Source organism: Micromonospora sp. NPDC049044, assembly GCF_040649215.1.
Taxonomy (GTDB): Bacteria; Actinomycetota; Actinomycetes; order Mycobacteriales; family Micromonosporaceae; genus Micromonospora.
Window position 1 is genome coordinate 89,956 of sequence record NZ_JBEZFA010000008.1, and the last position, 26,937, is coordinate 116,892.

A 26,937-nucleotide genomic window follows, 5' to 3' on the forward strand; every position below is an offset into this window, starting at 1 on the left:
GTGGTTAGGGTGCCCGGATGACGGATCTTGAGCGAGGTGTTTACGAGCACCTCATCACTCGCGAGCTGGCCAACCAGCTCCAACACGTCGATCCCGGCCTGATCCAGCACCACAAGCTCGACCCCGCCGATGCCCACCACACCCTCGCCCGGCACATCGCCGCCCTGGCCGCCCGCGCCCTCCAAGCCGTCCCCAACGGCGACGACAAGCTCCACCACCAGGTCGACCTGGCGAACCAGATCGCCGACGCCATCGCCACCCTGAGCCCGAAGGCGGCAACAGAGCAGGACCAGGTGACCGACGCCAAGCACCTGCTCCACGCCATCGCGGCCCCGCCAACCCCACCGGCGCTGCCAGCCTTCCCGCAGCGCCCCACCACTCCGCTCGCCACCGGCGCCCTGCTTGTCAACGGCCGCCACCAGCCCCGCATCGGCCACGAGGTCAACCACGAGATGGCGTCGGCCGAGAGCGTCGACCTGCTCTGCGCGTTCATCAAGTGGTACGGGCTGCGCGTCGTCGAGCCGGCCCTCCGCGAGCTGATCGCCAGGGGTGGCAAGGTCCGCGTCATCACCACGACCTACCTGGGCGCAACGGATCAGCGGGCGCTCGACCGCCTGAAAGAGCTGGGCGCCGAGATCAAGGTGTCGTACGAGACGAGGACCACCCACCTGCACGCCAAGGCGTGGCTGTTCCGCCGGGCCAACGGCACCACCACCGCGTACGTCGGCTCGTCGAATCTGTCGAAGACCGCGCTTGTCGACGGCGTCGAGTGGAACGTGCGCATCTCGAACATGGAGCAACCGCACGTCATCGACACGTTCACTGCGACGTTCGAGGACTACTGGAACGACCAGGCGTTCGAGGCGTACGACGCGACCCGAGATGCTGAGCGACTGCGGCAGGCGTTGAGCGGCGAGCGGCGCGACCAGACGCCTACCGAGATCTCGAACCTGGACGTGCGCCCGTACCCGTACCAGGCGGAGATCCTGGCCGACCTGGACGCCGAGCGACTGGTCCACGGGCGTTGGCGCAACCTGGTGGTGATGGCGACCGGCACCGGCAAGACCGTCGTCGCGGCGCTGGACTACCGCCGGCTGCACCGCAACAACCGGGTGGATTCGCTGCTGTTCGTCGCTCACCAGGAGCAGATCCTGCGGCAGAGCCTTTCCACGTTCCGGCAGGTGATGGGCGACGGCAGCTTCGGCGAAACGCTTGTCGCGGGTGAGCGGCCGGGCGGCTGGAAGCACGTCTTCGCCTCCATCCAGTCGCTGCACCGGCGGGAGGTGGACCCCGAGGCGTACGACATGGTGATCGTCGATGAGTTCCACCACGCGGAGGCGCCGACGTACACCCGGCTGTTGGAGCGGCTGCGTCCGCGCGTACTCCTGGGACTGACCGCGACCCCCGACCGGACCGACGGCGGCGACGTGCGCCGGTGGTTCGACGGCCGGGCGGCCGTTGAGCTGCATCTGTGGGACGCGTTGGAGCGGCAGTTGTTGGCGCCGTTCCAGTACTTCGGGCTGCACGATGACGTGGACCTGTCGCACGTCACCTGGAAACGCGGCCAGGGCTACGACCTGACCGAACTCACCACCCTCTACACCGCCGACCATGCACGGGCCAGGACAGTGCTGCGTGCGGTGCGCGAGAAGGTGGATGTCGGGCGGATGCGAGCGCTCGGATTCTGCGTAAGCATCAAGCACGCGGAGTTCATGGCCGCCTGGTTCAACCAGCACGACGTGCCGGCGGCGGCAGTCACCTCGGGGGTCGACCGTCTGACGCAGAAGACGCTGTTGCGGGACTTCAAGGCCGGCAAGCTGCGGGTGCTCTTCACAGTGGACCTGTTCAACGAGGGCGTCGACCTGCCGATGGTCGACACGATCCTGATGCTGCGCCCCACCGAGAGCGCGACCATCTTCCTGCAACAGCTCGGTCGTGGCTTGCGCCTCGACGACGACAAGCCCTGCCTCACGGTGCTCGACTTCATCGGCGGGCAGCACGCCAACTTCCGCTTCGACCTGCGGTGGCGTGCCCTGACCGGGGTGAGCCGGCGGGCGATCACCGAGGCGGTCCGCGACGACTTCCCGAGCCTGCCCAGCGGCTGCCACGTCGAGCTGGACCGGGTGGCGAAGGAGGTAGTGCTCGCCAACCTGAAGAGCGCGCTACCCACCTCGAAAGCCGGTCTGGTGGCCGAGCTGCGGCAACTCGGTGACGTCAGCCTGGCGACGTTCCTGCGTGAGACCGGCCTGGAGATCGAGGACGTGTACCGCTCGGCGAGCATTGGCGGCTGGACCGGCCTGCGCCGGCTCGCCGGCATCGAGACGTCCGCGCCCGGCCCGGAGGACCGGGACCTGGGCCGGGCCATCGGTCGCATGCTGCACACCGACGACGTCGACCGGCTGGAGTTGCTGACCCGGGTCGCGGCCGGACCGCCCGCGCCAGGTCAGCAGGTGTACGCGGGAGACACCCGACTGTTGGACATGCTGCACTTCAGCCTCTGGGGGCCGAACGCACCCCTCGCCACGCGGGACGAGCGGCTGGCACGGCTGTGGAAGGAACCGGCGCGCTGCGGCGAGTTGCGGCAGGTCGCCGAGGTGCTGCGGGACCGCATCCACCGGGTCACGCCCACGCTCGCTGCCGGGGCGGTGCCGTTGCGGGTGCACGCCCGGTACAGCCGCAACGAGGCGTGCGCCGCCTTCGGGATGGCGAACCCGGGGTCGCTGCGTGAGGGCGTGAAGTGGCTGCCCGACGCCCAGGCCGACCTGTTCTTCGTCACCCTGGTGAAGTCCGAAGCGCACTACTCCCCCACCACCATGTACGCCGACCGGGCCATCACCGACACGCTGTTCCAGTGGGAGTCGCAGAGCACCACCTCTGCGGCGTCGGCGACCGGGCAGCGCTACACGTCGGGCGGTTCGGCAGTGCACCTGTTCGTCCGGGAGACCCGGATCGCCGACCGGGACCTGGGCGCGCCGCCGTATCTCTATGCCGGCACCATGACGTACGAGTCGCACACCGGCGACCGGCCGATGCGGATTCTCTGGCGACTCGACCACGCCCTACCCGCCGACGTCTACGCCACCGCCCGCACGATCGCCGCCTAGTGCTGCTCCGGCGGTGGGTCGGGGGTGGTCGAGCGGTATTCGGTTCGTCTCCTGCCGGTGCGGTTCCGCTAGCTCGGCTGGTCGACGGCGCGGGCGTGTCGCCCGCCGGCCGGCCGCTCGTCGCCGTGGCCCGGCCACCACGCCTTGTGCCCGATCAGCGCGGTCAGCGCCGGGACGAAGAACATCGCCATGACGAACGCCGACAGCACAATGCCGATCGCCACCGCGAAGCCCATCTGCTGGAGGAAGGAGATCGGAGCGAGCAGCAGCACCGCGAACGTGCCGGCCAGGATCAGTCCGGCTGCCGCGACGGTTGGGCCGGCGTGTTGCACACCGATGGCGGCGGCCTCGTGTGGTTCGTTGCCTTCCCGCGCTTCCTCGCGTAGTCGGGCGATCATCAGGATGTTGTAGTCGGTCCCGATCGCCACAACGAAGAGGTACAGGATGATCGGCAACTGGAAGGTGACACCGGGCTCGCCCTGCACCCCTTGGAAGAGGTAGACGGTGGCGCCAAGTGTGGCGGCGAAGTTGAGCAGCACCGCGATCACCAGGTAGATCGGCGCGACAAGGCTGCGCAGCAGCAGCGCGAGGATGAGCGCGATCAGGCCGGCTGCGACCGGCAGGATCACCGATAGGTCGCGGTTGTTCGCCGAGTTGATGTCCGCGAAGATCGCGGTGGTCCCGCCGACCAGCGCCCGGGTGCCGGGCGGGGCCGACGCGTGTACGGCATCGCGCAGGTCCTCGCGGACAAGGTTGATCGCCTTGTTGGAGACCGGGTTCTCGTTGAGCAGCAGATTGACCCGGGCCACACTCGGGTCGGTGCTGCGCTCCGGGGGTTGCGCCTGGCCCACACCCGGGGCTTTCGCTATGGCCGCGGCAAACTCGTTGACCTGCTGCTCGGTCAGTTGTGACCCGTTACTTGTGGTCAGGTAGACCTCGGTGGGGGCGAGCGCACCGGCGGCGAACCCGCGCTGGAGGTCCTGCGCGGCCTTCGCCGACTCGGTGTCCTGCGGGAAGCCGGCGCTGAAGTCGTAGTCGGCCTTGTAGCTCAGCACGCCTGCGGCGAGCGCGACCAGGATGATTCCGGAGATCGCCGCGACGAGTGCCGGCCGACGCCCGACGGTGGTGCCGAGCCGGTGCGAGATGGTGGCCTTGGGCGTACGCTGCCACGCCTTCGACGGCCAGAAGACGTACCGGCCGAGCAGCGAGACGACCGCCGGGACGAGGGTGAGCGAGGTGACAAGCATGACGCCGACGGCGATCGCGAGCGCCGGGCCGAGCGAGCCGAAGAAGCCCAGGGAGGCGAGGAGCAGCACGAGGAACGCGACGATTACCGCTCCGGCGGCCGAGGTGATGACCTCGCCGACCCGCTGGACGGTGACGATCATCGCGGTGCGCTTGTCGTCGCCGGCGCGCAGCCGTTCCCGGTAGCGAAAGAGCAGAAACAGGATGTAGTCGGTGCCGATGCCGAACAGCACGATCAGCAGGATCGTTTGCAGGTCCTGGCTGACACTGAGGTCGAATGCCTTGCCCGCGGCGGCGACGAGACCCGTCGTGATGCTCAGGACGACACCGACGACCACAACGGGCAGCAGCGCGGCGATGGGACTGCGGAAGATGATCAGGATCAGTCCGATGATCAGGATGATCGTCGCGATGCCGACCACGGCGAAGGCGTTGTTGAAGGTGTCCTCGTTGTCGACGAAGCTCGCCACGTCACCGGCCACGCCCGCGGTCAGTCCACTGTTCGCAAGCTCCGGGCCGATGTCCGCCCGCAGATCGCGGACGGCGTCGAGCAGCGTCGGGTCGTCGGGGGTGGGGGCGTCCAGCCCGACGTTGACGATCTGCACCGACTTGTCCGGCGCCACAGCTTGCGGACCGGTCAGGTAGCCAGACGTGTGCGGGATGTTCTTGGCCTTCAGCGCCTGGGCGAGCTGGCCCACCCTCGCCTCATCCGCCGGCGTGAGTTTCTGACCGTCGGCGCGCTTGACCACGATGACCGCTGTCGCGGTGGCCTGCTGCGGAAACGCCTTCTGCCCCAGCTCGGTCGCCTGCACGGACTCGTACGAGCGGGGCAGGAAGCTTTCCTGATCCGCTGAGGTGATGTCACTCAGCGATGGTGTGGTCGCGATGATGGCCGCCGCCGCCAGCACCCACCCGGCGATCACCCACCACGCTCTGCCCACAACGAATCTGCCCAGCCGCTCGAACATGGTTCCCCCCGTGCGTTCGACACCACAGTCGTCTGGGCCTGGAACGCCCAGGGCGCGCACCCCATCACTCTTGTGGGTGGTCTCCGCTACCCGCTGTGCAGACTACAGTCGCCCGCCACTCCTTTTCGGATGCTTGGCCGTCAGGGGCTGCGGGAGTTTCCGGGCGCGCTCATCGTTGCAGCGTCGCGGTCGCGTAGCCGTCCGGGTAGAACTCGTAGAAGTCGCGGAACCGGACCGTGAAGATGGTGGTGCCGCGCGGCAGCGAGTAGGTGAGGGTGTATCTGCCGCTGGCGTCCAGCTTGCCGCGCCAGAACTCCCGCTCGGCCCCGCCGTTGGTCGACGCGGTGATCCACCAGTAGTTGTCGGCACCGATGGGCGAGCTCCAGGTCACGGTGAGCTGCGCGGTCTGCTTGCTGCCGCTGCCGAGCTGGGCGGTGACGGCCAGGTCGGTGACCGGCGGCGTCGGCGGGTGCGCCGGCCCGAAGGAGTGCAGCAGCTGAGTCTCCTGGTAGGGATCGGACGAGGTGACCGCCCAGGCCCGGCTGCCGTCCCGGTTCACCAGCAGCGTGCCCGCCCAGAGGCTGTCGTCGCTGCGGAAGTCGACGGCGTACGTCGGGACCGTGCTGCCCTTGGCGTAGAGGTAGACATCGGCGGTACCGGAGGCGGTCAAGGCGCGGCCGATGGCGACGGTCGAGCCGTCCCCGGACCAGGCGGCGTCCTGCGGATAGACGCCGCTCGGATAGACGTTGGCGTCGGCGAGATCCGGCAGCCGGTACGAGTGGTGCTCGTACGGGCTGCCCACCGTCTCCACCACTTCGGTGCCGTCCGGGCTCACGGCGTAGTCGATGAGGTTGCTACCGGTGTAATCCCGCTGGGCGACGATCGTCGGGCTGTCACCGGAGACATCGATGACGTACGTGGTGACGGGCGAGTACCCGGTGTCCCCGGCGACGAGAAGACCGGGCGCGCCGGGGCTGGCGTCGATGATCGGGTGGTAGTTGGGACCCGCGGTGTAGACCACCGGCGGGGTTTCGGGCGCGGACCAGACCAGCAGACCGCCGGAGCCGATACCGGCGTCGATGAACCCGCCGACGACCTTCTCGCCGGTCGGTTCGACCGTGTACAGGTGGGCGCCGACGGGTGCGGGATAGCTGGCGACGATGGTGAGCGTGGCGGCATCCAACGCGATGATCCGGTTGAAGCCCTGGGCCGCGTACAGGATTCGTCCGTCGGCACTGAGGACGAGGTCGGAAATGTCAGCGACGTCGGTGACCCGGGACAGCAGGCGGCCGTCGAGGTCGGTCACCACCAGCGGCAGTGCGCCACCAACCCCCTGTGCGAGGTATAGGCGGCCGCGCGCCTCGTCGAGCTCGATCGCCCGCAGGTCGTCCACCGGCAGCTGGACGCCGACGCTCTTCAGCACGGCCGGCTCGGCGGCGGCCGGGGTAGCTCTCAACAGCTCCCCAGCGCTGAGCCCGATCGCCGCGAACACCCCGGACGCCAGCAGTTGGCGACGCCGCATGACACCTCCCCGTGTCGGCCAGTCGCATGCTGACGGCCAGGCGAGAGCTTAGTACCGGGCTCCCTGCTGGCGCTGTCCCTCAGCGCCCGGCCGGCTTCATCGCAGGGAAGTTGCAGCCGCTTATCGGCCGCGACGTAGGAATAGGCATTGGTTCCGTCCATAGTGGCTACGACGTGAACGTGCGCGCCCTCCGCGTCACCGCCGCCGTCGGTCCCGCCGCGCTGGCGAGCCTGCACGTCGCCGCTCCCGCCCGAGCCGACGACACCTCGACGCTGACCACCCCCGGCTCAAGCAAGCTCGGACAGGAAGGCACCGACCTCGGCGGCGAACTGCGCCTCGGCATCGTGGTGCACCACGTGACCTGCTGGCAGCTCGGCAAGTCGGGCCTGGCCGGGGCGACGGGCGACCATCTCGCGGGCGTGGGCGGCCGTCAGTTCATCGCTACGCGTGCCGCGGATCAACAGGGTGGGGCAGGTCACCGCCATCCAGTCCGCCCAGTGGTCACCGTTGAGCGCTTTCTGGGACGCCACCGTGTCATCGATGTCGAAGGAGAAGCCCCAGCCGTCCGTCGACTGGCGGACGGAACATTCCAGGTAGGGAGCCGCCGTACCCAGGACCGAGGCCAGCGCCTCGCGGGATGACGCCCGGCGAGGAAGGGTGGTGGTGAACGACCAGTCGCAGTCCACGACTGCTCCGATGTCCTCGACGACCAGGGCGGTGACCCGGTCCGCGTGCCGGCTGGCGTACTGGTAGGCGTTCACTCCGCCGAGTGAGTGACCCAGCACCACGGCGGGACCGATCTTCAGATGTCGGTGGAGCGCGGCGACGTCGGCGACGTAGTCCTCCCGCTCGTAGCTCTCGGCACGATCGGACTCTCCATGCCCACGCTGATCGAGCGTGATCACCCGCCATCGCGGTGCCAACGCCTCCGCCAGCGGCGCGAAAGCCGACGCTTCGTTGTAGTGCCCGTGCAAAGCCAGCAGGGGAGCACCCGAGCCACCGAAGTCCAGATACGAAAGCCTCCGACCGCCGACCGTGAAGAACTCCCGCATGACCTGGAATCCTAGATCAACGACCGCCGGCCGCCGTACGCGAAGACGTCTGCCGCCGTTCGCGATAGGCGCCGGCAGTCAGGCTGCGTCCGCGTTCGGAGTGAACCTGACGTCCAGTCGCCGATCCAAGGCTCTGGCTAGCCGCTCCAGGACCGGCAGGGTCGGCACGGTCCCGCCTGCCTCGAAGCGGGCAATTGCGGACTGAGTCATGCCGGCGACGCGGGCCAACTGGCTCTGACTCCAGCCGTGCCCTTCCCGCAGGTGGCGCACCTCCTGCCCAAGCTCGAAGGCGATCCGGGTGGCCTCGTACGTCTCGGCCGCCCCGGGCTCCGCCATCCGGCGCTCACGCAGGTCGTTCCAGTCCAGGCGATCACTCATCGCTCTGCCCCCTCGTTCACGATGTGCTGCTCTGCCAGGCACCGCTCGAACGCGCGTCGAGCCCGTTCGACCTCCGGGTCTTCCCGCATCCGCGATTTGCGGAACACCGCTCGAGCGAAGTCTGCGGTTGACAGTTCCTCCAGCCAGTCTCGGACCTCTGGTTCCAGCTCCACGCTACCCCAACCCATAGCATTGATGCTATGGGTTGCTCAGTAGTCGGTGAGCGTCAACTGGACGCGTGTCGTCAATCGGCTTGGCGTCGACCCACCGCCGAGAGCGCCGGGCGCCGTGTTGGTCAGGCGCTGTCGACGGGCCTCGCCGCGTGCCTCGACACTGGCGTGACATGTCGCCGACCACGGGCGCGGCGATCAACGAGGGCTCCGCTTCCCGTCGCATGACGCGGCTCATCTGTCGTCAGAGCGCGGTGACCTGAATCGGCGATATACCTGTGAGTCGAAGACACGGCCCACAGGTATATCGCTCACCACGACAAAGCGCTCGGGCGCGGCGTTCACGCCCTCCGGCTGGTCATGGACTTGTGCAGGTCGGCGATGCGGCGGCTGGCGCACCGGAGCCGAGAAAGCCGAAGGTCGTCGTGGCACCGGCGGCCAGCGAGCCGTTGTAGGACACGTTGCGGACCGTCGCGGTCGAGCCGCTGGTGCTCAGGGTGCCGTTCCAGACCTGGGTGATGCTCTGGCCGCTGTTCAGCGTCCACCTGACGGTCCACCCGTTGATGGCGGCGGTGCCGGCGGTCACCGTCACCTCGCCCTGGAAGCCGCCGGACCACGAGTTGGTGGTGCGGTAGGCCGCCGTGCAGGCGACGCCAGTGGGCGGCGGGGTGGTCGGCGGTGGCGTCGTGGGTGGCGGGGTGGTGGGCGGTGGGGTCGTGGGTGGTGGTGTGGTCGTGGGCGGGGTCGTCGGGACATCCGACGGCACCAGGGGGCAGGTGGCGCTGTACCGCGAGACGCCGCTGCTGTTCGACAGTGGGCAGAGGAACTGGGTGTAGCGGGTGTCGTTGTCCAGGAAGATCTTGAGCCAGGGGATCAACAGTCGCATCTCGGTGGGGTTCGACCTGGTGAACGAGAGGTGGTCGTTGCCGGCCAACTCCGCCCAGGCGTGTTCCACGTCGGCCGGCAGCGTGTTGTAGATGCCCTGCACGTAGGAGGGCGTGACGGTGCCGTCGTTCTGCCCGGACAGGAGCAGGGTGGGGACCCGGGTGGTGGACATGTTCAGGTTGTTGCCGGGCGTGCCGGGTGCGAGGCCGACGGCCGCCTTCAGGGTCGGCCGCCGGAGGGCGGCGAGGAGGGTTCCGGCCCCGCCCGCCGAGTGGCCCATGACGCTCAGCCGGTTGGGATCGACCCGGTCGCGGATCGGGCTGGTTCGGGTGAGGTAGTCAAGTGCGGCGAGCAGTTGGGTAGCGCGGGCGTCGGCGCCGTCGGTACGGCTGTTGGTCTCGATGCCGATCACCACGAACCCGAAGGATGCCAGCCAGGGCCCCATCCAGGCTTCCTCGTTGGCGAACAGGGCGGAGTAGCCGGGAACGATCGCTACCGCACCCCAGGTGCCCTGGCTGGTGTCGGTCGGGTAGTAGACGTACCCGCCGTTGAAGCCGTTGCCGGCGGGCACCGTCGCCTGCGCCGTGGCGAACGGTCCGCGGGTGGCGGCGACGCTGGCCGGGGTCGGGTCCGGACCCCGTTGGTACGGGCTGTCCGCGACGGCGGCGTCCCGTGTCGTCGTCGCCAGGGCCAGGCCGAGGACCGCCGCGAGCGCGGCCGTCAGCCATCTGGCGGTGCTTGGCCGTTTCACCGGCGACTCCACTGCTGGTTGGTCTGGCCGGTGCAGGTCCAGAGGACGAGCTTCGTGCCGTTGGCGGTGCCCTGGTTGTACGGGTCCAGGCAGAGGCCGGACTGCACTCCGGTGATGGTGCCGTTCGCGTTGACGTTCCACTGCTGGTTCGTCCCGCCGTGGCAGTCGTAGATGGTGACCTGGGTGCCCGGGGCGGTGCTGTTGCCGGCGGCGTCGAGGCACTTGTTGCCGTAGACGGTGAGCGCCTTGCTTGCCGTGTAGGTCCACTGCTGGTTCGTGCCGCCGTGGCAGTCCCACAACTGCACCTGGGTGCTGTTGGTGGTGGAGTAGCCGGGGACGTCGACGCACCTGCCGGACCGGGTGCCGACGATCGTGGCGGTGGTCTGTCCACCGCCGCTGCCCGGGTTGCCGATGCTGCCGGGCACCGACTGCAACGCGCTGTACCAGCGGGCGGCCATCTTGTCGTAGCCGCCGGCAGTGGGGTGGACGCCGTCGATCAGGTCGGCGGTGCTGAGCGCGCTGTGCATGTCGACAAGGTGCACCCGCTTACCGGCGTTGACCTTGCTCTGGACGATGCCGGGGATCGCCGCGTTGAAGGTGCGGGCCGCCGCGTCCTGGCCGCTGTTGGAGATCGGAATGATCTGCGCCACGAACACCTCGGCGGTGGGCGCGGTGTTGGTGATCTTGTCGATGAGCGTGGAGAGCCGGTTCGGGGCGGTGCTGACGTTGTAGTTCTGCAGGATGTCGTTGGTGCCGATGTGCAGCAGGACGGTCTGCGGCCGTTGGGTGTTGAGCCAGCCGACGATGTTCGCGTCGATCTGGTCGATGCGCCAGCCGGGATGCCCCTGGTGGTCGTGGTCGCCCAGGCTGGCCGGCCCGTTGAACTGCGAGCCGACGAAGTCCACCGTGTACCGGTTGGTGGCCAGGCGCTGCCAGAGTCCGATGCGGTAGCCGCCCGGCACCTGGGTGCCCTCGGTGATGGAGTCGCCGAGCGGCATCACCCGTACCCCACCGTTGGACTCCGCGTTGGCCGGGCCGGTGGGTGTCACCACTCCGGCGACCACGACACCGAGCGCGGCGAGCGTCGCGAGCCATCGTGCCCTTGTTCGCATAGCTTCTCCCTGGTTCGGTCGAGCTGGCCCAGGGCATGGCCGGCCGGTGGGGCCACCAGGGGCAGCCGGCGGGCGCCGATCGTCACATCGGCATGGCGTTACTGCCTCAGCACTGGGACGAGTGTGAGCGCTAACAGAGAAGAGTGTAGATTCCTCGGATTGATCTGGTCTACCGGCAACTCTGCCGGAGTCGTCTGCCGCACCCCCGACTGATCGGGCGTTAGGTTACGAGGATGGAGCAGCGGATAAGTCTGATCACCCTCGGCGTCTCGGACCTGGCGCGGGCCAAGGCCTTCTACGCGCACCTCGGCTGGCAGGGCCAGGAGGTCGAGGACACCGTCTTCCTCCAGGCCGGCGGCCTGGCCCTGGTGCTGTGGAGCCGGGACAAGCTGGCCGCCGACGCGGGCGTCCCCAACCCGGACACCGGGGGCTTCGGCGGCATGACCCTGGCCCAGAACGTCCGCTCACGGGCGGAGGTCGACGAGGTGATGGCCACCGCGGGCAAGGCAGGCGCCGAGGTGACCCAACCGGCGCGGGAGACGTTCTACGGCGGCTACGCCGGCTACTTCGCCGACCCGGACGGTCACGTCTGGGAGATCGCCTGGAACCCCGGCTTCACCCTCGGCCCGGACGGCTCCCTCACCCTCCCCGACTTCAACGCCACAACCTAACCCGAGCCCAACCACGTCCACGACGGTCAGTCCTCGTCGATCATGGAGTCATGGCGTCCGATGCAGGGCGATACGAGCACTTTGCCACCCACCACAACTCCATGATCCACGAGGCGGCGGGTTAGGGCGACGGCGTTGCCGGGTTGGGCGTGGTTGTCGCGGCTTGCGCGGTGGGCGTGGGCGGGGACACGACGGGCCCGGCGGCCGTGGCCGGGTCGGTTGGTGCCGGCGTGGGCGTCGGTGTCACGCTGACGGACGGGCCGGGAGCCACGGAGGGCACCGGCACACTGAGGGGCACCGGCACGCTGAGGGGCACCGACACGGTGGACGGCACCGGGGCGGAGGTCGGGAGCGGGACAGCCACCGCGACGGCCGGTGCGGCGGGGCGCACCGGACCGGCCTTCGGCGGCCGGGCCGGTTCGGCCGGACGGGTCGGCATGGCCAGGTTCGGCGGTGCCAGGATGGCGGGTGCCCGCAGCGGGCCGATCACGGCGGAGTTCCGCACGGGCACGATGGTCGCCGCCTCCGCCCGTCGCAGGGGGCCGGCCTGCGGTGGTCCCACCGCGCCGGGGCCGAGCATCGCGAACACCACTGTCGCGACGGCGGCGACGGCGAGGGCCCGGCGGTCGGGGCGTACTGCCGACAGCGGCGCGTCGGCCGGCGCGACCGTCGGCAGCGGCTCCGGCGGGGTGGCCCGGTGCGCGGCCAGCAGGGCGTCGACCTGCCCGGTGACGGCGGCGCGATCCTCGGTGGCGGCCAGGGTGAGGTAGAACCGGAAGTTCACTGCGGCACTGGCCGGCACCAGCAGACCCGCGAGTCGACAGTTGTCGTGCAGCAGGGTGACCGGCACGTCGGGGTGGTGGGCCATGCCGAGCAGGTCCGCGTACCGCCACTCGCGTCGGCGCCCACCGCCGGCGAAGGCCACGCGGTGGCTGGTCACGACGGCCATGCCGGTGCCGACTGCCCGCAGGCCCGCCGGCAGCACCTCGTCGGCAGTGTCGGCGAGGTCGCACGGACCCGGGGTGGGCAGGCCGGGAACGTGCCGCGCCTCGGCCTCGACAAGCGTGGCGACGGGGAGGACGCGGAAGACGAGTTCGTCGTCGTAGAGGTCCACCGGTAGGCCGGTGCGGGGCTGCGTACACCCGAGGAAGCTCGCCGCTTCGATGCGGAGCCGGACCAGGTGGTCGTCGCGGTGCAGCCAGGCGTCGGTGGCGTCGCGGTAGGCGCGCTGCCGGCGCTCGTTCTCGCGCTCGGCCCAGGCGATCCGCCAGGGGGCGCAGGCCACATAGGTCACGGTCACACGCGGTACAACCGCTCACGTACGTGACAGGCAACGCTCGCGGGATCGATGCATCCCTTTGCACCCGAAAGGAGAGAATTGACAGGCCGCACGGCGGCTGCTCCGGCGAGGACACCGGAGCAGCCGCCGTGCAGAACAGCGACTACCGGCGCAGCGAGCTGAAGAACTGCCTCATCTCGGCGGCCAACAGGTCCGGCTCCTCCAGTGGCATGAAGTGCCCGCCCCGGCCGGGTTCACTCCAGTGCCGGATGTCGGTGCAGGCCCGCTCGGCGATCGAGCGAGGGAAGTTGGTCTGCGCGGGTTCGGTGCTCACCGTGAACGCGGCGGGCACGGTGATCATCGGGCGTGCCGTGTTGTGGTCGAAGTCGGCGTACTGCCGGAACGACGAGCCGATCGAGTCGGTCACCCAGTAGAGCGTGATGACAGTGAGCAGGGTGTCCCGATCGATGCTGTTCCCCAGGTCACCGTGGTTGTCACTCCAGTCGCGGTACTTGTCGACAAGCCAGGCGGCCAACCCGGCGGGCGAGTCGGCGAGCGCCGCCGCGAGGGTGTCCGGGCGGGTGCCCATGATGGCGCTGTAACCGCCGTCGGTCTCGTCGTACGCGGCCTCGGCGTCCAGGTACAGCTGCTCGGCCGCCGACAGTGGACGGTCGTCGAAGTTCGCCGGAAACGGTGGATGGATCATGTGGATACCGGCCACCTGCTCCGGGTAGAGGGCACCGAGCCAGCCGGTGACCACACCACCGACGTCGCCGCCGAAGGCCCCGTAACGCTCGTAGCCGAGCACGTCGGTCATCAGTTCGTGCAGCGTCCGAGCCAGCAGAGCCCGGGTCACCGGCTCGTCCGGGACCTCCGAGAAGCCGAAGCCCGGCAGCGAGGGCACCACCACGTCGAACGCGCCGCCGGGCCGGTCGGGGTCGGTCAGCCGGTCGACAAGCGGCAGCATCTCGACGAAGCTGCTGGGCCAGCCGTGGCTCAGCAGCAACGGCAACGGCGTGGGCGTACCGGCCGGGCGCGCCGCCCGGACGTGCAGGTAGTGCAGCTTCCGGCCGCCGACGAGGGCCAGGTGCTGGGGGTACGCGTTCAGCTCGGCTTCACGCGCACGCCAGTCGAAGCCGTCCTGCCAGTAGGACACCAGGTCCCGCAGATAGTCGGGGTCGACGCCACCCTGCCACGGCTGGTGGCCACTGCGGTCGGTGAAACGGGTACGGGCCAGTCGGGCCCGCAGGTCGTCGAGGACCGCATCGGATACGTCGATGCGGAATGGGGAGTTGGACATTGGTCCTCCGAAACAGGAGGGCGCTCCCCGACGCGACAGGTCAGCTGAGGGGGACGGCCGAGAGGAGCGCCCAGGAATGACGATTGGTGATCACCGGGCTCACCTCCTCTCGTGGCTGACGAAGATCACTCTACCCTCCCGGGGGTCGGGCCTGCGCGTCCGGACCGCAGGCCCAGGATCGCGCCGCCGCCCGGGTGACCCGGGCGGCGGCGCGACGAGGGTCAGCCCGGCGGGCCGGCCTCGGGAGCCTCGTAGACCCGGCGGATGTCCACCTCCACGTCACCGAACGTCTCGGTGAAGACATCGACGAACCGTCGGCCCCACTCCACCGCCTCCTCGTGGGAGCGCACGTCCACAAGCGCGAACCCGGCGATCAGTTCCTTGGTCTCGGTGAACGGCCCGTCGGTGACCGTGGTTGTGCCGCCGCTGACGGTGATCCGGGTGGCGTCCGTGACGGTCGGGCAGAGCCCTTCGGCGGCGACCAGGATCCCGGCCTGCGCGACCTCCTTCATGAAACCTTCCATCCGCGCCACGAACTCCGGGCTCGGGTTGAACACTCCCGGCAGGTTCTCGTCGAGCTTGTGCATCATCATGTAGCGCATCGGTGCGGTCCTCTCTCGTGATCGTTGGGTGCGGGTCAGCGGACGAACTGTCGCGTGCAGAGCGCGGTGAGCCAGCCGAAGTTGACCACACAGGCGAGCGCCATCCGGACGCTCAGGCTGCCCTGGTCGGGCCAGGCCAGGATCGCGACGACGGCCAGGGCACTGCCCAGCGAGAAGGCGCCCCAACCATGCTGCCCGGCCCGCCACCAGGTGCGGGCGAAGACCAGGCAGGCGATGGTAAGCGAACCGAAGGCCAGTCCCGCGCCGACGCCGTGACCGATGGCGTGCCAGCTCAGCGTGTCGGGCGCGCCCTGCGGCGCACCGGTCGGCCAGCCCATGCTCGGGTCGGAGACCAGCACCCCGCCGATGATCAGACCGAGGCCGTGCACGGCGATCAAGGCCGGCCCCCACGTGCCACCCGGCTCACCCCGCAGCGTCCGACGCAGCCCGACCGCGCCGGCCAGGGCCAGCAGCCCGGTCAGTACGAAGTTGGCGATCTGGATCCACCCGAGGTCGCCCAGGGCCAGCAGGCTGAGCGGCTGCCGGCTGAGGTCGAATCCGTCGCGGGTGAGCACCTGGGCGGCGGCCACCACCAGGAACAGCGGGCCGGCGGCGGCTCCGCCGGCCAACAGCACCCTGGTCGTACGCCGGAAGTCGTCGCCCGCCACCGCGGACCCCGCGCTCGTCATGTTCGCCGTCGTCGTCATGTCGCTCTCCTTGTCTCTGCCAGCCGGGCGCTGGTCCCGCGGGCCGGTGCGAGCCGGCTTTCGCTGACGCGTCGAGCGGCCGGGGCGGGATACGACATGGCAGTCCAAGAATTTTTCAGCGGCTTGGTGGGCTCCCACTGGCGCAGTCGGCCGCACGGGCGCGCAGCAGTGCGCGCTCGCGTTCGTTGCCTGTCAGTTCGGCGGCCCGTTCGAACTCGGCGCGTGCCTCGTCGTGGCGGCCCAGCTTGGCCAGCAGGTCACCGAGCACGCTGGGCAGCAGGTGGTAGCCGGCCAGCGCCGGCTCGTCGGCGAGCGCTCGGGCCAGTTCCAGACCGGCGGCCGGGCCGTGCGCGAAGGAGACCGCGACGGCCCGGTTCAGCTCCACGACCGGCGAGGGTACGACCCGGGCCAACTCCGCGTAGCCGGCGGCGATGCGCGCCCAGTCGGTCTCCTGCGGGTTGAGCGCCCGCGCATGGCAGGCCGCGATCTCCGCCTGGAGGGTGTACGGGCCGGGCGGGTCGCCCGCCGCTCTCGCCCGGCCCAGTGCGGTGAGGCCGCGGCGGATCAGCAGGCGGTCCCAGCGCCCCCGGTCCTGGTCGAGTAGCAGAATCGGCTCACCGTCGGCGTCGACCCGGGCGGCGGTACGCGACGCCTGGATCTCCAGCAGCGCGGCCAGTCCGTGCACCTCCGGCTCCTCGGGCATCAACTCCTGCAGGAGGCGGGCCAACCGCAGCGCGTCCGCGCAGAGCGCCGGACGCATCCAGTCGTCGCCGGCCGTCGCGGAGTAGCCCTCGTTGAAGATCAGGTAGATGACCTCCAGCACGGAGGCGAGCCGTTCGCCGCGCTCGGCCACGCCGGGCACCTCGAACGGCACCTTCGCCTCGGCGAGCGTCTTCTTGGCCCGGGTGATGCGCTGCGCGACGGTGGTCTCCGACACCAGGAACGCCCGAGCGATCTCCTCGGTCTTCAGCCCGCCCAGCACTCGCAGGGTCAGTGCCGCGCGCGACTGCGGCGAGAGCAGCGGATGACAGGCGGTGAACACCAGCCGCAGCAGGTCGTCGTCGATGCGTTCCTCGAACGCCGCATCGAAGTCGGGGGTGAACTGCTCCTCGTCGAGGTCGCGCCCGAGGTCGGCCACCCGGCGTTCGAGCAGGCTCCGCCGACGCAGCGCGTCGATCGCCCGCCGTTTGCCGACGGTGGTCAGCCACGCGCCCGGGTTGGTCGGTACGCCGTCCCGCGGCCACTGCTCCAGCGCGGCGACCAGGGCATCCTGGGCCAACTCCTCGGCCCAACCGACGTCGCGTACCAGCCCGGCCAGGGCGGCGACGACCCGCCCGGATTCGATACGCCACACCGCCTCCACCGTGCGGTGGACCTGCTCGACCCCCATGACCGCCCATCAGAGCAGGGCGACACGCGCTCCACAAGGACCGTGTGCGGTGGACCGTTCAGCCGGCGCGGCGCGGGTGGTTCACCGACCTGGGCGGCGCGTTCTCGGCGGGGAACCTCGACCGGGTACGCGGTGGGTACGCCGCGCAGTGCTCGGCCCACTGCTGGGCGGCGGCGGCGAGGGCGTCCGCCGAGACGGTGAGGATCAACCGGTAGATCGCGCCGGACGGGCGGCGCAGCCACGGCGGCAACGACTCGGCGGAGAACTCCACGATCAACTCCAGCCGGCGGCGGCGGAGTACCCGGGAGCGGAGGGCCAGGTTGGGTTCGGTGAAAGTGACGATCGCCGGTGACGCGTTCGATCCGAGCGCCGAGGCGGCCTGTCCGTGCAGCCAGCCGCCGAGCGCGCGGGCTTCCTCGACCATCAGGCTCGGATAGTGGTGCGACCAGGTCTGACCGTCGGCGGTGCGGGCGTCCACCTCGATCAGCAGCCAGTCGCGCCAGCCGGGCGCGGCCCGGTCGGGGTCGTCGGGCGGGTCGATGCCAGGCTGGTAGCCCACGGGGCGTATCCGCACCCGCGCGCCGTCGTCAGACCGGATCTCCACTCGACAATTGTGGCCGAGCGAAGCGGACTCCAACTACCAAATCGGTCACTTGGTGATGGTTCGTCGTACGCCATGGTGCGCGGCGCAGGCCTTGGCGCTGCCGCCGGCCAGGCTTACCGAACCGTCGCGGCACTGCACCAGGTAACCCCGTCCGGCCCAGAACTGCGGCACGCAGTCGAACCAGTCGCAGACCTCGGCGGCGGGCCGACGAATGCGGGTGCCGCCGCAGAAGCCGTACCCCAGGGGGTTCTCCGGGGCCCCGCAGCGTGGGTCGCCGGTCGTGCTGGGCGTCGGGCGCGGCGATGTCGTCGGCTTCGGCTTTGGCGGTGCCGTGGCGCGGGTGTGCGCCGGGGGCGCCGGGCGGATCAGCACGGGCTCTGCGCTGGGGGTGGCGGCGGCGGCGATCTCCGGGCCACCGGTCGGGTCGGACGGGTCCGACTCGACGAGCGCCGCCGGCACCAGCAACGCCAGCGCGGCAGCCACCGCGATGCTCCGGCGACCACCGGGCACCAGCGACGTGAGCCGGGCCTGCCCCGGGGTGGCCGCGGCCTGCCGGAACGGCTTGAGCTGGGCGTGCTCGGCGATCAGTTCGTCGAGTTGGGCGAGCACCGCGGCGCGCTGCTCGATCGCGTCGGCGAAAGCCAGGGTCAGCTTGAACCGGAAGTCCGGCGCCGCGTCGGTGGGCAGCAGCAACCCGGCGGTCGACCGCCGGTCCAGCACCTGGATCAGCGTCACCGGTGCCACGGGGTCGTGGGCCAGGCCGGTCAGCCGGCCGTACGCCCAGTCGCGCCGGCCGCGTCCGCCGAGCAGCACCAGGCGGCGGCTGGTGATCACGGCCAGGCCCGCGTCGGTGACGCGTACGCCGTCCGGGCGGCGCGGGCGCAGCGGACCGGCCGGCACGTCGACAGTGAGATCCGGGGCGGGCAGCACCGGGGTGTGCCGTACCTCGACCAGTTGCGCGGCCGGCAGCGCCCAGAACACCACCTCGTCGGCGGCCAACTCCAGGGGGAGGCCGTCCCCGGCCGTGGCGGAGCCCTGGAAGTCGGCGGCGAGAGCGCGCAGTCGCCGCAACTCGTCGTCACGTCGCCGCCAGGCCGTCTCGGCGCCCCGGTACGTGCTGACCCGCCGCACGTTCTGCCGGTGTGCCCAGCGGTAGCGCCAGGTGGAACCCGTCGAATCAGTCTTTGCCACGCCGACTCCTTCGCCGCGTAGGCCACCAAATCTGGGTGTCTGCTCGGTTAAACAGACGGCCCGTGGCACCCGGACACGCCAATCTCGGCAAAATGTCCGATCAGCGGACCAAATCGGACGATAGGCCGATACTGCCGCGTCGACGGTTCTCCTGGGCGCGTGTCGTACGGGGCGGTTCGCTGCCTCGGTAACGTCAGCCGCAGCTGGCTGGCGTTGCCGCCGTACCGCCGTCCGAAGGGGTTGAGCGTCATGCCGCAGGACACCCGGCCCGGCGTGGTCATCGGCGTCGACATCGGCACCACGAGCACCAAGGCCGTCGCGTACGACACCGACGGGCGGCAGCTCGGCAGCCACTCGGCCGGCTACCCACTGAACGACCCACAGCCCGGCTACGCCGAGCAGGACCCGCAGCTCATCCTCGACACGGTCCTCAAGTCGGTGAGCGTGGTCGTGGCCGAGCTGGTCCAGCCGGTGGCCGGCCTGTCGTTCAGCTCCGCGATGCACAGCCTGATCGGGCTCGACCCCGACGGCAACCCGCTCACCCCATCGGTGACCTGGGCCGACACCCGCGCCACCCAGCAGGCCGAACGGCTGCGGGCGGTCCCGTCCGGGCTGGCTCTGCACCGGCGTACCGGCACGCCGATGCATCCGATGTCGCCACTGCCCAAGCTGCTCTGGTTCGCCGAGCAGGAGCCGAAACTGTTCGAGCGGGTCGCGCACTGGGTGGGCATCAAGGACTGGGTGCTGCTGCGGCTCTGCGACGCGCTCGTCACCGACCACTCGATCGCCTCGGCCACCGGCCTGCTGGACATCCACCGACTGGAATGGGACAGCGAGGCGCTCACCATCGCCGGCCTCACCGAGGAGCAGCTGCCCCAACTGGTCGCCACCACCGCCGTACTGCCCGGGCTCACCCCGCAGGCGGCGGCCGCCACCGGCCTGCCGGAGCGCACCCCGGTGGTGGTCGGTGCCGGCGACGGGCCCCTCGCCAACCTGGGCCTGGGGGCGGTGCACCCCGGCATGGTGGCCTGCTCGATCGGCACCAGCGGCGCGATGCGGGTGATGGTGGAGCGGCCCGGTGTGGACCCGTTCGGCGGGGTGTTCTGCTACGCGCTCACCGAACACCGCTGGACGGTCGGCGGTGCGATAAACAACGGTGGCATCGTCCTCAAGTGGGCCGGTGAGGCGCTCGCCCCGGACCTCGGCGAGCACTCCGAAGAGGACCTGGTCGCCCTGGCGGACCGCGCGCCGGCCGGCTCGGGCGGGCTCATCATGCTGCCGTACCTGCACAGCGAACGGGCACCGCACTGGAGCGCGCTACCGCGCGGCGCGTACGTGGGGTTGACCCACAGCCACCGCCGCGAGCACCTGGTCCGGGCCGCGCTGGAGGGGGTCTGCCAACAGCTCGCGCTGGTGCTCAGCTCGGTACGGGCGGCCGGCAACGAGGTCCGCGAGATCCGCGCCGGTGGCGGCTTCGCCCGCAGCGGCCTGTGGCGACAGATGCTCGCCGACGTGCTCGGCCTGCCGGTGAGTTTCCCGGCCGCCCACGAGGGGTCCAGCTTCGGCGCGGCGCTGCTCGGCATGCAGGCGCTGGGGCTGATCGCCAGCATCGACGTCGCCGCCGACCTCGTCCGGATCGAGGAGACCATCCGACCCGATCCGGCGGCCGCCGCCACGTACGCGGCACTGCTGCCCCTCTTCGCCGAGTTGTACGACGCGCTGACGCCCGCCTTCGCCTCGCTGCGCCGACTGGCCCCGGGCCTACCCGCCGAACCCGAGCCGGCCACCGGACAACCGATCTGACCCGTCGGCCGACCCGCCCCGGGTGCAGCGCCGGTCCCGGGGCCGCCCGGTGATCGATCAGGCTGCCTCGACGCTGGCGATCACGTAGCGCCGCACGTCGGCGTCGAGGATCGCCGTCGTCTGCACGTCGTCCGGCCCGGAACCACGGAACGCCGCCAACTGCTCCGCGGACTCCCAGCGTTCGTAGACGTGGATCCGTCCCGGCTCCAACGGGTCGGCCGCGAGCAGGAAGTCGAGGCAGCCCGCGGCGGCACGGGCCTGCGCGATGATCGGTGCAGAGTCGGCGAGGTAGCCGTCGCGTGCGTCAGGTTCGACGCGCAGGCTGCCGGCGATGATCAACATTGCTGCTCCCTCGGGCTGGGGTTGGCTGATGCGCCTGGTACCGCAGAGGCATATTTGTACCCGTGAGGTGTGACGCCGCCGGGGCCAACACCGCCCGGACGGGTGACACCAGTCCCGGCGACCCCACCCGCCCCCGGCGCTCCATATCGTGCAAACGTGAGAAAAAGCGACAAGAGGCGCTCATCTTCGCTGCTGTTCGCCGCTGCCCGCGTACCCCGTAACTGGCTGGCGGCGGGGGTCGCGCTCGCCGTGCTGGCCACCACCGGACCGGCCACCGCCGACGGCCCCGGGCCCGGCACGGACCCGGCGCGGCGAACCGAGCCGGGGTCGACGGCCGAGCAGGCCGACGGGTCGGGCCATGAGCCCGGCGCGGACCCGGCGCAGCGGACCGAGCCGGGGTCCACTGTCGAGCCGGCCGACGGGGCGGGCCATGAGCCCGGCGTCGAGCCGACGCCGGAGCGGGCACCGACAAGCGAGGTGTCCTGGCTGTCGTTTCCCGGCGGGGTGTTCGCGGTGGACTCACTCGGGCACACAGTGCGCTACCGGGCCTGCGACGGTGACACCGGTCGGGTCGCCGACCCGGGCATGCTTGTCGCCGCCGGGGTCGCCAGCGGCGCGGTCGTCGTCGGGGGCACCGCCTACCGCTACCGGGTGCCGCTGACCGGCCGCAGCGACGGCACGCTTGAGGTGATCCAACGGCACCGCCCGCCGGTCGAGCTGACCGGAGTGGTGGTCACCAGCCCGCAGCCGCCCACCGACCCGGTCGCGGGAGCCCTGCTGTTCCCGCTCAGCGGGCAGCTCGCCCGGGTGGTCGCCGACGCGAGCCACAACCCGGCCGGAGCCACGGTGCGCGACCTGTCCGGCCGGTACGGCGACCAGCAGATCGCCGTCAACGGCGCGCTGCGCCCCAAGGCCGCCAGCGTGATCAAACTGTGGATCCTGGTCGAGCTGCTCCGCCGGGTCGACTGTGGACAGGTGGCGTTCGACGACGGTGTGCTCGTCACTCCGCAGGACGTGGTCGGCGGCACCGGCCAGCTCCAGTTCGAGACGTTTCCGCAGGTGGTCACCCTGCATCGGCTCGCCCAATACCTGATCAAGTACAGCGACAACGTCGCCGCGAACGTGCTGATCACCTACCTCGGCGGGTTCGCCCCGGTCAACGCGCTCATCGACTCGATGAACCAGCGCTCCACCATCCTGGCCCGCCGGATGCTCGACAGCGCGGCGGCGCAACGCGGCGAGGAGAACTACACAAGCCCTGATGACGTGGTGTCCCTGCTCGGCGCGGTATGGGACGGCGAGATCCTCACCCCCGCCTCCCGTGACCTGATGATCGGGTTCATGCGGGAGCAGACCCTCAACACCAAGATCCCGGCGGCGCTGCCACCCGGGGTGCCGGTGGCCCACAAGACCGGTGACCTGCCGGACGCCTCCCACGACGTCGGCTACTACCTGATCCCCGGCACCGAGACCGCCGTGGCGTTCCTCACCGCAGGGCCGATGGCCACCGGCGACGAGACGGTGCGCCGGATGGCCCGTACCGTCTACGACTTCCTGGTCACCCCCACGACCGGCGCGGTCGAGGAGTGACGACGCTCAGGCGCCGGGGATGTTCGCCGGCGGATCCTCACCGACCAGGTCGGCCGCCGGCGACTCGGCCGACACCGGCAACCCGAAGTCCGAGTACGTCAGGTCGAGCTGGGCGGTCTCCGACTGTTCGCTCGCCAACTCGATGCGGTAGCGGACCAGACGGCCCTGCTCGTCGACCTCCGCGGTGAACGGCACCGCCCCGGCCCGGTCACCGAGCACTCCGCCGACCCCGTTGCCCAGCACCGCGCCCCTCTCGCGCAGGTCCAGGGTGCCGGCGTACGCCCGTACCCCGGTCTCCCGGACGACCGTCGCCGTGCTGAGGGTGCCGGCGAGCTTGGTGTTGTCCAGGCCCTGTTGGGCGGGCCGCGAACCGGGAGCGCCGACATGCCACCAGGTCTTGCCGTCCCAGACCGGAACGCGGCGGTCCGGGGCAGTGATCCGCACGTAGACGTCCGGGCCGGTGGTCAACCGTTCGATCTTCACCGCACCGGCGGGCACCTTGAGCGAGGTGGTCTCCAGACCGCGCTTCGCCAACGGATCCCAGAGCACCACGGTGCCGTCGCCGCCCGCCGGCCCGCCGGTGCCCAACGTCAGCTTGTAGGTCTGCCTGTCGACCTTCGCGGCGGCTGCCGTCAGCACCCCGGCCGGGTCGGTCGGGCCCGCCGATGCCGCCGGGCGGCCCGGGTCGGAGTCGTCGCCGGTGGTCATCAGGGCCCATCCCCCGGCGGCGACCGCCACCGCGAAGACGGCACCGGCGACGATCAGCTTCGACTTCTGCACGGTCATCTCCCCGGGGCGGTGGCGGTCCGGCCAGACTAGCCGGACCGCACCGCGCTGGTGTCCCGACGCGAAGCCGGCCGGGTCAGGCGCGGCTTATCGCGTTGGCGTGGATGGCCTCGTTCAGGTACGCGGTCAACCCCGGCGCGATGTTCTCGTAGTACGCGGTGAACCGCTCGTCGGCCAGGTACATGTCAGCCAGACCGGTGTGGATCTCGTACGAGCACTCGTAGAACCAGCGGCTGATCAGCTGCCGGTGCTCCTCGGCCAACTCCATCGCCTCCGGGCTGCCCGCCGGCACACCCGAGGTCAGCACCGCGACGATCCGCCGGCCCCAGTCCTCGTTCTCCGCCTTGTGCCGCAGCCAGTCGTCCTTGGTGTACCGGCCGACCCGCCGGTTCGACTCCCGGTACGCGTCGGTGTCACCCCAGCGCTGCTCGGCCTCGGCCTGGTGGTCCTCCGGATTGACGTCGCCGAAGACCTCGAACCGCTCCTGCGGGGTGAGGTTGATGTTCACCTTGCTCGCCTCCATCGCGAACTCGATCGCCGTGACCATCTCCTGCAACCGCTTCACCCGTCCGGTCAGCAACTCGTGCTGGCGGCGCAGGTGCGCGGCCGGGTCGGCCGCCGGGTCGTCGATGATCGCGGTGATCTGCTCAAGTGGGAAACCCAACTCCCGGTAGAACAGGACGATCTGCAGCCGTTGCAGGTCCGCGTCGTCGTAGCGGCGGTAACCCGCCGAGGTCCGCCCGCTCGGCGAGAGCAAGCCGATCTCGTCGTAGTGGTGCAACGTCCGCACTGTCACGCCAGCGAGCTTCGCCACCTGACCCACCGTGTACGCCATGGTTTCCCTCCCTTCCGGAAACCAGGCTCCCGCCTGCCGTTACGTCAGGGTCAAGCCCGATTCTGGCCCACCATGGCGGGCGCGTCCGGTCGCCCGTACAGATAGCCCTGACCGCGTGGGCAGCCGATCGCGGTGACCGCCTCGTGCTGACGCTCGGTCTCCACCCCCTCGGCGACCACTGTCAGGTCGAACGCGCCGGCCAGCCGGGTGACCATCTCCACCGTGGCGTACGCACGGTCGTCCGACCCCAACCGGGTCACGAACGACCTGTCGATCTTCAACTCGGTCGCCGGGATGCGGTGCAGGTAGCTCAGCGACGAGTAGCCGGTGCCGAAGTCGTCGATGGCGATCTTGATGCCCAGCTCGCGCAACTGGTGCAGCCGCTCAAGCACCGCTTCGGTGCCCTCGATCAGCGCCGACTCGGTCAGCTCCAGGGTCAACGCCCGGGGTGCCAGCCCGACGGCACTCGTGGCAGCCGTGACCGTGGCGATCAGGTCCGGACGGCGCAGGTGCGCCGCGGCGATGTTCACCGCCACTGTCGCGTCCGGCACCCGGTCCCGCCAGGTCGCCGCGGCCCGGCAGGCCTCGTGGATCACCCACCGGTCGATCGGCAGGATCAGTCCGGTCTCCTCGGCCAACGGCAGGAACCTCGCCGGCGGCAGCAGCCCCAGCCGGGGGTGCCGCCACCGCACCAGCGCCTCGGCACTGCGCACCGCGCCGGTGGCCAGGTCGACGATGGGTTGGAACTCCAGCCGCAGTTGATCCTCGTCGACCGCCCGGCGCAGGTCGGCGATCAGCTCGGCACGCGAGACGGCCGACTCGCGCAGCGCCGAGGTGCACGTCCGGTACGCCGACTTCCCCGCCGCCTTGGCCGCGTACATGGCGATGTCGGCGTCGCGCAGCAGATCGGTGTGCGAGGCGTGCTGCGGGCCGAACTCGGCGATGCCGATGCTCGCCGACGGGTGGACCCCGACATCGTCCTCATCGTCGGAGGGGCGCAACGCGTCCAACAGCCGCTCGGCGAGCCGCTCGGGTGAGACCGGTCGGTCGCCGCCGACGAGCACCGCGAACTCGTCCCCACCCAGCCGGGCGATGATGCCGTCGTCGGCCACGACCGCCCGCATCCGGGCCGCCAACCCGGTCAGCAGGGTGTCCCCGGTGGCGTGCCCGAAACGGTCGTTCACCTGCTTGAACCCGTCCAGGTCGAGCAGCAGCACGGCGGTCGGCCGGCCATCTCGCAGGGCCAGCCGCAGCCGCCGGTTGAACAGCAACCGGTTGGGCAGCCCGGTGAGCTGGTCGCCGTACGCGAGGTGGCGCAGCCGGACCACCAGCCGCAGGTTCTCGTTCGCGGCCAACCCCTGCCGCACGGCCAGCGCCGCCAGCAGAACCATCATGGTCACGAAGATCAGGTGCGGGGTCTGCCCGGTGGGTCGACGGGCCAACACCACAGCGACGATCGCGCCACCCACCGGCAGGTACGGCAACGCCACCCGCCACCAGGGCGGCAGCGGCGACTCGGCGGTGTCGTCGGTGCCGTCGCAGTCCGGCGGCGGCGGTTTGCGGGTGGCCAGGACGATCAGCAGGTAGCTCACCGGCCAGCACAGGTCGATCGGGTGACCGGCGGCGTAGTCGGCGCGGGCGACGAGCGAGACGTAGACGACGTCGGCGACCACCCGCAGGGTGAGGCTCGCCGCGAGCAGAGTCATCGGACGCCACATCGGCCGGGCCGGCCCGGACACCGCGACCAGGATGGTGAGCTGCATCAGGTCGAACATCGGGTAGAGCAGCCCCAGCGTGCGCGCCGGGTCGGCCAACTGCGCGGCGGCGACCCCCTGGAAGACCAGCACCCACCCGATCGGCACCAGGGCCAGCGCGACGATCACCCCGTCCAGCATTGTGCGGGCCCGTCCCACCGCGCTCCGGGGCGCGGACGGCGAACTGAGCAGCGCGGCCGTGCCGGTGAGGATGCCGGCGGTGAACACCACCCCGACCACCGGGGTGTGCGGCAGGTCGCCACCGACCAGGCGTTGCACTGTCCAGATGGCCCGGCCCAGCGCGGCGAGCGCCATGGTGACGGCGAGCAGCGTCCAGAACCTGCGCAGCGGGACCGGATGGCGGCGGGCCACGCCGACACACGCGACAGTCGCCCAACCGGCCACCAACAGTGCGCCCACGTCGCTGACCAGCGCGGCCTCGGGTAGTGCGGCGAGGAGCCAGACCGTTTCCAGGAGCACCACCGAACTCACCGCGACCAGCCCGGCACGGCTCAGCCGGGGCGGTGCGACGCCGGTGGCGGTCCCGGATCCCGGCGCCTCGCCAGCTGGCTGCCCGGCGGCGGGCACCCCGGGGACCAGCGGCACCGGGATCGCGTCCCCGAGGGTCGGCGGCCCGCCGGTCGGCCCGGCAGGGGTGGGCTCCCCCGCGGTCTGCTTCACGTCCTGTCGCGACACGGTCGCTCCGGCTCTTCGTCGTACGTGCACCCTCGGCGGACCTGTCCGGCAAACCCCGAAAGCCTAGCCAGCGGCAGGGGTGCCCGCCAGGGTCGGGGCGGTCCGGCCACAACGGGGCGGATCACCTCGGCCGGGCCCGACCGCGCGGGGGTGCACTGTGGCGTACCCACGCGTCGAGCCGTCTCGCCGTACCATCCCCC

The 26,937-nt window shown here is 70.7% G+C and carries 21 protein-coding genes; 4 read left to right on the forward strand and 17 right to left on the reverse strand.

The features are described from left to right. Nucleotides 1–17: 17 nt before the first annotated feature. Nucleotides 18–3,104 carry a DUF3427 domain-containing protein gene (locus AB0B85_RS08805; RefSeq protein ID WP_357405106.1) on the forward strand — a complete coding sequence of 1,029 codons (3,087 nt, stop codon included), beginning with the start codon at nucleotides 18–20 and terminating at the stop codon, nucleotides 3,102–3,104. A gap of 68 nt (nucleotides 3,105–3,172) precedes the next feature. Here AB0B85_RS08805 and AB0B85_RS08810 read toward each other — a convergent pair whose 3' ends face one another. The 6 genes from AB0B85_RS08810 to AB0B85_RS08835 all read right to left on the reverse strand — a co-directional run bounded on the left by AB0B85_RS08810 (nucleotide 3,173) and on the right by AB0B85_RS08835 (nucleotide 11,187). Next, nucleotides 3,173–5,317, reverse strand: coding sequence for an MMPL family transporter (locus AB0B85_RS08810; protein ID WP_357405108.1), 2,145 nt, complete (start codon nucleotides 5,315–5,317; stop codon nucleotides 3,173–3,175). 169 nt (nucleotides 5,318–5,486) lie between these two features. After that, nucleotides 5,487–6,839, reverse strand: a complete 1,353-nt coding sequence (locus AB0B85_RS08815; protein ID WP_357405110.1) for a hypothetical protein — start codon at nucleotides 6,837–6,839, stop codon at nucleotides 5,487–5,489. A 287-nt stretch (nucleotides 6,840–7,126) separates the two neighbouring features. After that, a complete protein-coding gene (locus AB0B85_RS08820; protein ID WP_357405112.1) occupies nucleotides 7,127–7,891 on the reverse strand; it encodes an alpha/beta hydrolase in 765 nt (254 codons plus the stop codon). Nucleotides 7,892–7,969: 78 nt separating this feature from the next. Beyond that, entirely contained in the window at nucleotides 7,970–8,269 is a 300-nt protein-coding gene (locus AB0B85_RS08825; protein ID WP_357405114.1) for a helix-turn-helix transcriptional regulator, read from the reverse strand. Between the two features lie 528 nt (nucleotides 8,270–8,797). Next, the gene (locus AB0B85_RS08830; protein WP_357405116.1) at nucleotides 8,798–10,075 is read right to left on the reverse strand and encodes a cellulose binding domain-containing protein; all 1,278 of its coding nucleotides are present in this window, start codon (nucleotides 10,073–10,075) and stop codon (nucleotides 8,798–8,800) included. Next, complete coding sequence (locus tag AB0B85_RS08835) at nucleotides 10,072–11,187, reverse strand: ricin-type beta-trefoil lectin domain protein (protein ID WP_357405118.1); 1,116 nt, start codon at nucleotides 11,185–11,187, stop codon at nucleotides 10,072–10,074. The genes AB0B85_RS08830 and AB0B85_RS08835 overlap by 4 nt, the downstream gene beginning before the upstream one ends. 233 nt (nucleotides 11,188–11,420) lie before the next feature. On the opposite strand from AB0B85_RS08835, the gene AB0B85_RS08840 reads away from it, so the two are divergent. Beyond that, on the forward strand, nucleotides 11,421–11,858 hold the full coding sequence (locus AB0B85_RS08840; RefSeq protein WP_357405120.1) for a VOC family protein: 438 nt from the start codon (nucleotides 11,421–11,423) through the stop codon (nucleotides 11,856–11,858). A gap of 121 nt (nucleotides 11,859–11,979) precedes the next feature. Here the strand turns inward: AB0B85_RS08840 and AB0B85_RS08845 are convergent, their stop codons facing one another. The 7 genes from AB0B85_RS08845 to AB0B85_RS08875 form a co-directional block, all read right to left on the reverse strand. Next, the gene (locus AB0B85_RS08845; protein ID WP_357405122.1) at nucleotides 11,980–13,152 is read right to left on the reverse strand and encodes a hypothetical protein; all 1,173 of its coding nucleotides are present in this window, start codon (nucleotides 13,150–13,152) and stop codon (nucleotides 11,980–11,982) included. A 148-nt stretch (nucleotides 13,153–13,300) separates the two neighbouring features. Then, nucleotides 13,301–14,437 (reverse strand): epoxide hydrolase family protein, encoded by a 1,137-nt coding sequence (locus AB0B85_RS08850; protein WP_357405124.1) that lies wholly within the window; start codon nucleotides 14,435–14,437, stop codon nucleotides 13,301–13,303. 221 nt (nucleotides 14,438–14,658) lie between these two features. Next, on the reverse strand, nucleotides 14,659–15,039 hold the full coding sequence (locus tag AB0B85_RS08855) for a YciI family protein (RefSeq protein WP_357405126.1): 381 nt from the start codon (nucleotides 15,037–15,039) through the stop codon (nucleotides 14,659–14,661). A gap of 35 nt (nucleotides 15,040–15,074) precedes the next feature. Then, a complete protein-coding gene (locus tag AB0B85_RS08860; RefSeq protein WP_357405127.1) occupies nucleotides 15,075–15,746 on the reverse strand; it encodes a DUF998 domain-containing protein in 672 nt (223 codons plus the stop codon). Between the two features lie 115 nt (nucleotides 15,747–15,861). After that, the gene (locus tag AB0B85_RS08865; RefSeq protein WP_357405129.1) at nucleotides 15,862–17,136 is read right to left on the reverse strand and encodes an RNA polymerase sigma factor; all 1,275 of its coding nucleotides are present in this window, start codon (nucleotides 17,134–17,136) and stop codon (nucleotides 15,862–15,864) included. Nucleotides 17,137–17,194: 58 nt separating this feature from the next. After that, nucleotides 17,195–17,740 (reverse strand): hypothetical protein, encoded by a 546-nt coding sequence (locus AB0B85_RS08870; RefSeq protein ID WP_357405131.1) that lies wholly within the window; start codon nucleotides 17,738–17,740, stop codon nucleotides 17,195–17,197. A gap of 45 nt (nucleotides 17,741–17,785) precedes the next feature. Continuing rightward, on the reverse strand, nucleotides 17,786–18,931 hold the full coding sequence (locus AB0B85_RS08875) for a hypothetical protein (protein ID WP_357405133.1): 1,146 nt from the start codon (nucleotides 18,929–18,931) through the stop codon (nucleotides 17,786–17,788). 159 nt (nucleotides 18,932–19,090) lie between these two features. On the opposite strand from AB0B85_RS08875, the gene AB0B85_RS08880 reads away from it, so the two are divergent. Further along, nucleotides 19,091–20,734, forward strand: a complete 1,644-nt coding sequence (locus AB0B85_RS08880) for a gluconokinase (RefSeq protein ID WP_357405135.1) — start codon at nucleotides 19,091–19,093, stop codon at nucleotides 20,732–20,734. A gap of 57 nt (nucleotides 20,735–20,791) precedes the next feature. Here AB0B85_RS08880 and AB0B85_RS08885 read toward each other — a convergent pair whose 3' ends face one another. Beyond that, complete coding sequence (locus tag AB0B85_RS08885) at nucleotides 20,792–21,076, reverse strand: antibiotic biosynthesis monooxygenase (RefSeq protein WP_357405138.1); 285 nt, start codon at nucleotides 21,074–21,076, stop codon at nucleotides 20,792–20,794. A gap of 156 nt (nucleotides 21,077–21,232) precedes the next feature. Between AB0B85_RS08885 and AB0B85_RS08890 the strand changes: the two genes are divergently transcribed. After that, nucleotides 21,233–22,666, forward strand: coding sequence for a serine hydrolase (locus AB0B85_RS08890; RefSeq protein ID WP_357405140.1), 1,434 nt, complete (start codon nucleotides 21,233–21,235; stop codon nucleotides 22,664–22,666). A 6-nt stretch (nucleotides 22,667–22,672) separates the two neighbouring features. Here AB0B85_RS08890 and AB0B85_RS08895 read toward each other — a convergent pair whose 3' ends face one another. From AB0B85_RS08895 to AB0B85_RS08905, 3 genes are all read right to left on the reverse strand, one after another. Continuing rightward, nucleotides 22,673–23,446 (reverse strand): hypothetical protein, encoded by a 774-nt coding sequence (locus AB0B85_RS08895; protein ID WP_357405142.1) that lies wholly within the window; start codon nucleotides 23,444–23,446, stop codon nucleotides 22,673–22,675. Nucleotides 23,447–23,528: 82 nt separating this feature from the next. Then, nucleotides 23,529–24,287 carry a MerR family transcriptional regulator gene (locus AB0B85_RS08900; protein WP_357405144.1) on the reverse strand — a complete coding sequence of 253 codons (759 nt, stop codon included), beginning with the start codon at nucleotides 24,285–24,287 and terminating at the stop codon, nucleotides 23,529–23,531. Between the two features lie 50 nt (nucleotides 24,288–24,337). Next, entirely contained in the window at nucleotides 24,338–26,737 is a 2,400-nt protein-coding gene (locus AB0B85_RS08905) for an EAL domain-containing protein (protein ID WP_357405146.1), read from the reverse strand. Between the last annotated feature and the right edge of the window lie 200 nt (nucleotides 26,738–26,937).

Excerpts from the sequence above, each read along its gene's own strand:
- AB0B85_RS08805 (WP_357405106.1), top strand. The coding sequence starts at position 18 with ATGACGGATCTTGAGCGAGGTGTTTACGAGCACCTCATCACTCGCGAG.
- AB0B85_RS08810 (WP_357405108.1), bottom strand. The coding sequence starts at position 5,317 with ATGTTCGAGCGGCTGGGCAGATTCGTTGTGGGCAGAGCGTGGTGGGTG.
- AB0B85_RS08815 (WP_357405110.1), bottom strand. The coding sequence starts at position 6,839 with ATGCGGCGTCGCCAACTGCTGGCGTCCGGGGTGTTCGCGGCGATCGGG.
- AB0B85_RS08820 (WP_357405112.1), bottom strand. The coding sequence starts at position 7,891 with ATGCGGGAGTTCTTCACGGTCGGCGGTCGGAGGCTTTCGTATCTGGAC.
- AB0B85_RS08825 (WP_357405114.1), bottom strand. The coding sequence starts at position 8,269 with ATGAGTGATCGCCTGGACTGGAACGACCTGCGTGAGCGCCGGATGGCG.
- AB0B85_RS08835 (WP_357405118.1), bottom strand. The coding sequence starts at position 11,187 with ATGCGAACAAGGGCACGATGGCTCGCGACGCTCGCCGCGCTCGGTGTC.
- AB0B85_RS08840 (WP_357405120.1), top strand. The coding sequence starts at position 11,421 with ATGGAGCAGCGGATAAGTCTGATCACCCTCGGCGTCTCGGACCTGGCG.
- AB0B85_RS08850 (WP_357405124.1), bottom strand. The coding sequence starts at position 14,437 with ATGTCCAACTCCCCATTCCGCATCGACGTATCCGATGCGGTCCTCGAC.
- AB0B85_RS08855 (WP_357405126.1), bottom strand. The coding sequence starts at position 15,039 with ATGCGCTACATGATGATGCACAAGCTCGACGAGAACCTGCCGGGAGTG.
- AB0B85_RS08860 (WP_357405127.1), bottom strand. The coding sequence starts at position 15,746 with ATGACGACGACGGCGAACATGACGAGCGCGGGGTCCGCGGTGGCGGGC.
- AB0B85_RS08865 (WP_357405129.1), bottom strand. The coding sequence starts at position 17,136 with ATGGGGGTCGAGCAGGTCCACCGCACGGTGGAGGCGGTGTGGCGTATC.
- AB0B85_RS08885 (WP_357405138.1), bottom strand. The coding sequence starts at position 21,076 with ATGTTGATCATCGCCGGCAGCCTGCGCGTCGAACCTGACGCACGCGAC.
- AB0B85_RS08900 (WP_357405144.1), bottom strand. The coding sequence starts at position 24,287 with ATGGCGTACACGGTGGGTCAGGTGGCGAAGCTCGCTGGCGTGACAGTG.